Origin of the sequence: Brunnivagina elsteri CCALA 953 (genome assembly GCF_002289455.1) — a bacterium.
Classification (GTDB): domain Bacteria; phylum Cyanobacteriota; class Cyanobacteriia; order Cyanobacteriales; family Nostocaceae; genus Brunnivagina; species Brunnivagina elsteri.
In genome coordinates this window covers 1-4,722 of record NZ_NTFS01000465.1, presented here as the reverse complement: position 1 = coordinate 4,722, position 4,722 = coordinate 1, and the positions used below count along the sequence as shown (strand labels likewise).

General features: G+C 39.1%; 4 protein-coding genes and 1 pseudogene. All 5 read right to left on the bottom strand.

What is annotated here, in order from left to right; translation table 11 throughout:
- Positions 1 to 328: 328 nt before the first annotated feature.
- Entirely contained in the window at positions 329 to 1,099 is a 771-nt protein-coding gene (locus CK510_RS26495) for a phycobilisome linker polypeptide (protein ID WP_095724507.1), read from the bottom strand.
- Positions 1,100 to 1,669: 570 nt separating this feature from the next.
- Positions 1,670 to 2,158 (bottom strand): C-phycocyanin subunit alpha, encoded by a 489-nt coding sequence (gene cpcA / locus CK510_RS26490; protein ID WP_095724506.1) that lies wholly within the window; start codon positions 2,156 to 2,158, stop codon positions 1,670 to 1,672.
- Between the two features lie 87 nt (positions 2,159 to 2,245).
- Positions 2,246 to 2,764 carry a C-phycocyanin subunit beta gene (gene cpcB, locus CK510_RS26485; RefSeq protein WP_095724505.1) on the bottom strand — a complete coding sequence of 173 codons (519 nt, stop codon included), beginning with the start codon at positions 2,762 to 2,764 and terminating at the stop codon, positions 2,246 to 2,248.
- 580 nt (positions 2,765 to 3,344) lie between these two features.
- The gene (locus CK510_RS26480) at positions 3,345 to 3,953 is read right to left on the bottom strand and encodes a phycoerythrobilin:ferredoxin oxidoreductase (RefSeq protein WP_245912450.1); all 609 of its coding nucleotides are present in this window, start codon (positions 3,951 to 3,953) and stop codon (positions 3,345 to 3,347) included.
- Positions 3,954 to 4,325: 372 nt separating this feature from the next.
- Positions 4,326 to 4,722 (bottom strand): annotated as a pseudogene (locus CK510_RS26475) (15,16-dihydrobiliverdin:ferredoxin oxidoreductase); the annotation flags it as partial.

Here is a 4,722-nt window from a genome sequence, read left to right as displayed (position 1 = left end):
AAGTTAGAAGTTATGAGTTAATAAAATTGATGAACTATGAGTCAGAATTTAAAAATCAGAATTTGAAATTAATAACTAAAAAATGAAATGAAAGCACAGTCTACAAATTCTGACTCTTCATTTCCAAGTTTTAACTTCCTCACTCTTAACTCCTAATTCCTAACTCCTAACTCCTAACTCCTAATTCCTAACTCCTAATACCAATTACTTGTGAAGCCGCACATTATTTCAATCCCCCCAACCTCCCCTTAGCAAGGGGAGGTGCCACAGGCGGTGGGGTTATTTTATGCGTCTTCATATTAAAATGCTATAACTCCCAATTCTTAACTTACGCCAAAGTAATACTCATTACCTTATTACCTTTACGGTTCAATTGTTGCAACTTGCTCGAAAGTTGCTCGAATGGTACGAGTATTTCTGTGGTTATCCGACGTACCACTGTTGTTTTCGATGATGCTGCTTGCATTACCCGTAGTCGGTAAATATCACCTCGGTTTCCGCTTGTAGCACCTGCTAGTGCAGATGATGAAGCTGCATGAATCGGTGATGCAGTATTTTTTGCTACTTCCCAGGTTAGTCGTCCTTGCTTGTATCCTTGGCTGCTATCACTGTTAGCATAACCTCGATACAACTGAAACATGCGACTAAATCCCACATTCTTTTGTCCAACCTGGCTTTTGAATCCGCGATAGTTGGGAACAATGTTCTCGCCGAAATTCTGCTGGTATTCGAGCGAGTCAATGTATGAGTCGATTTCAGCCCCGTAACCTTGTGAACTGTAAAGGTCTACGTGGTATGCTATCTCAGACTCGTCTTCAGGAGCGCGTCCTAAAAAGTGCTTGTAATTTAGTTCGATAAAGCGAACTTGTGAGTTGTTTTGGAAGAACTTCTCACTATACAGTTCTGATTTTGCGATCGCACGCACAAATTCGCGAACTGAAAGTTGCCCTTGCTTCAACAATGACTCGGCACTTAATAAGCGATCGCTTTCCATCAAATAAGAATTACCTAATACCTGACGATAAACAGCACGAACAATGATTTCAATGTCTGTATCGTTGCGATCGGCACGTAATTCTAAAGTTTCCATCGTTTCCATTGAATTGCTCTTTCTAACGAAGGTGAACTCTGAAAAGAAAATATTGAGCTACAATCGACAGTCTACTTGAAACATCAATTAACTGCTAATTGCTTACTTTCACACCAAATTATGCCTAAAACGGATTCGATTTAATCAATCGATATTTGTTACAGGCATTTTTTTACTTTCTATTCTTTCTATAAATTCCTTCAATCTCTAGAATACCGATTCAGTAATTCAAGTCGATATCAAAAAATCGTATTTATTGAAGCCCAGAATTGAAGCGCAGAATTGAATCGCAGAATTTAAAACAAAAATTGAAATTTGAAAAACAGAACCACGTTCAACAAACCCAAACTCAAAAAAAACCGATTTCGATGAAAATAGTGAATTAGTATTTTAGATTTCGACTTATCGAAAAAAGAAATTTTGAGAAAATAGAAAGCTGATTTAGTCTTACTTGTTTGACTAACATCTTCTAAGAAACTAATCCTAAGAAACTAATCCTAAAAAACATGCCCGGAAAGGTAAACAACTCCTAGCGAATCTGCCAGCTAGCCGTTCAACTTTCCGGGCAAAAGCCTGAATTTAGCTCAGGGTATTGATTGCGTAATCAATGTAGGAATTAGCTTCAACAGCAGGATCGCCGCTCAAACCGTGGTTAGCTTTGATATATTTCAAAGCTTCTACATACCAGCTAGGAGACAAGTCGAATGTCTTGTTGATTTCAGCCAAACCAGCAATGAGATAATCATCCATTGGACCAGTTCCACCAACAACCAAGCAATATGTAACCATCCGCAAGTAGTAGCCGATGTCACGAGCGCACTTAGCTTTACCTGTAGAGGTAGAAGCAAAGTTGTTGCCTTGCATTTGGGTGGTGTATGGGAATTTTTGGTATACAGCGTTTGCTGCACCATCAGCCAAGCTTTGAGCTTTTGAAGTTAAACCTTTAGCCGCTTCTAAGCTAGCGCTAGCTTGACGGAAACGACCAAAAGCAACTTGAACTTCTGTGCTGCTTAGGAAACGTCCTTGAGAATCAGCAGCTGCTACTGCTTCGGTAAGAGGAGTTTTCATTTGTCAGGTATCTCCCTTTTACAAAATTTTGTTTGAATGTGGTTTTGTCTAACTGACTTAAATGCCAGTTAATGAGTTCTTGAGAAATTATGCAACAGCTGCTGCTGCTCGGTCAAAGTAGCTAGCGATTTCAGACATGAGAGCGCTGCAATCGCCTTTGGTAACACCATTTGGGTCACCAGCAATAGCCAATGCTGCTTCTTTCATTTTTTGAACTGCAACAGCTACGGATGCTCCAGGAACTCCCAATGCCAAGTAGGTTTCACGTAACCCATTTAAGCAACGGTCGTCAAGAACACTTGCATCACCAGAGAATGTTGCGTAAGTAACATAGCGCAAGATGATTTCCATATCGCGCAAGCAAGCTGCCATACGACGATTGGTGTAAGCATTACCACCAGGAGCAATCAGTTGGGATTGTTCTGCAAACAAAGAACGAGCTGCGTTAGCGACAATTGCCGAACCATTGCTGGTAATACGGTTTACGGAATCCATCCGCTTGTTACCATCGCCAACCATCTTTAACAAAGCATCCAATTGAGCAGTGCTGAGGTATTCACCACGAGCATCGGCTTGGGAAACTACTTTAGCAAAAGCATCTAACATTGGTCTTATCTCCTATCTGCTTGATTTTAGATTTGTTCTGCTTCAAAACTGAAGTTTTCAGTTTTCTGCTGATGCCAATACTGCGACAGCAGTTACGCGAAGGTATAAAACAGATATCTACGATACAGTTTAATGGCATCCAGGGGTCTAAATTAAAAGTCTTTAACAAAACTTAAACTTTAGTTTTAAATACTGGAAAGCCGAGCAAGCAACACTTTGGCAAACCCCAAGTTGTGTTTTACCTTCTAAAATAAGTTTATACAATGCCTTTGCCCTGATTTTTATTAAAAATTATTGTGACGTAGTTTCAATTGTTTACGCAACTTTACATTTCAATGAAGTGAAGAGGCTGAAACTCGCAATATTTCGTACATTTGTAGAAGCGGAGGCATGGTTCGTCGTAGATATCGCTCTTGAAATTGGTGAAAAATTCAGGATTTAATCCCAAGGGTTTTAGTATATATGGAATGGTTTTAATTGAAATTGAAAAAGACGTTCCACCGGAACGTCTCTACGTGATGGTTTTGGTTAAATTTGCCACAAAGTCAAAGCTTGACTCATATAGGTGCTAATTTCCGCTCTAAATCGAATAAGAAACCGTGGATGTACTCCTCGATTCCTCACCATAGAAACGCTTAAACATGCCTCGTGCGGGGTCTTTTTCTGCCCGGTAACGTAGGTATCGTAATTGTGATTGTTCAATAGCGGCTAAATGTTGGGAATCTGCGATTGGTTCGGCTTGTTCAACAAAATTTAAATAAGCTTGGAGATAATCTTTAAAAGCTGCAAAAACATGGGTTTCAACTACTTCTGTAGCTTGCAGACGAGTCCAAATAAAAGCAGGGGAGAAAAATGGTTTTACCTCTTCGGGTAAATCTCCCCCCCAAAGTAAATGCTGTTGGTGAGAATGGAAAATTGGCAGGATAGGTTCGCTATATTTCGCTTGATATGATGGATTATCGTGAAAAAGTGGTTGCATATCTAAAGCGATTAAATGACCTCCTCGAAGCGTGACTAAATCCGCTCCGAAAAAGGGTAAATCGTAATTTAAATGTGGGGAAATAACGAAATTTAGGACTTGTAAAGATTTACCACCTTGAACATGTGCTGCACGAATTTGGCGTAATTTTCCTGTTTGAAAAGCATCGCTAGTAGTCAGGACAGTTTCTTGATTTTTTCCTTTCCCCACAACAGCAGATTTTGACTCAAACCCTTCTGGAATAGGGTAAGGTTACAGTTGTAAGTGCGATCGCATAGTCGAGAAATGGTTGATAAAGCATAAATTAAATTTTAATGGTTAATAGTACAAGATATTACTGTAGGGGCGGGGTTTTCCCGCCCTTAAAAAATGATACGATTGATAAATCTATAGTTGGAATATTTTATTCATTGGCAGTATTTAATGGTTAATTATTAATGCCTAGTAGTTAAGAATAAAAGGTCATGAGTTTCGCTAATTCCCAATTCTCAATTCCCAATTCCCAACTCCTAACTCCTAACTCCTAACTCCTAACTATTTCCTCACAGATACTGCTAGGGGAACAGCATCTTCAAATAAGAATTAATGTAAAAATCTTTCTGACCATTCATGACCAAAATAGCTACTAAATAAACCAGATGCAGGGTCACGTTCGGCACTATACTGGTCGTAGTCTTTTTGCGCTTTGATGATGCGTTGAATATCACTTTCATCAGTTAATGGTTGCGCTTCTTCTAGCATTTGCCAATACAAATTCAAGTAATCTTGAAAAGCGGCAAATACCCGTGTTGACACAGTGTGAGCGTCAGTTTTAGCAAAAAGCAAATATTTGGAAAAATACTGATTAGCATCGTAAAACTTCATTTCCAAGTTCTGTGCTAAATCTGAGTATTTTTCATGCAATAACTTCAAAGGCTCAATGTATTTGCGTTGGTAATCAGCATCTTGAAATAGTGGTTGAAAATCAAGCACAATCAGG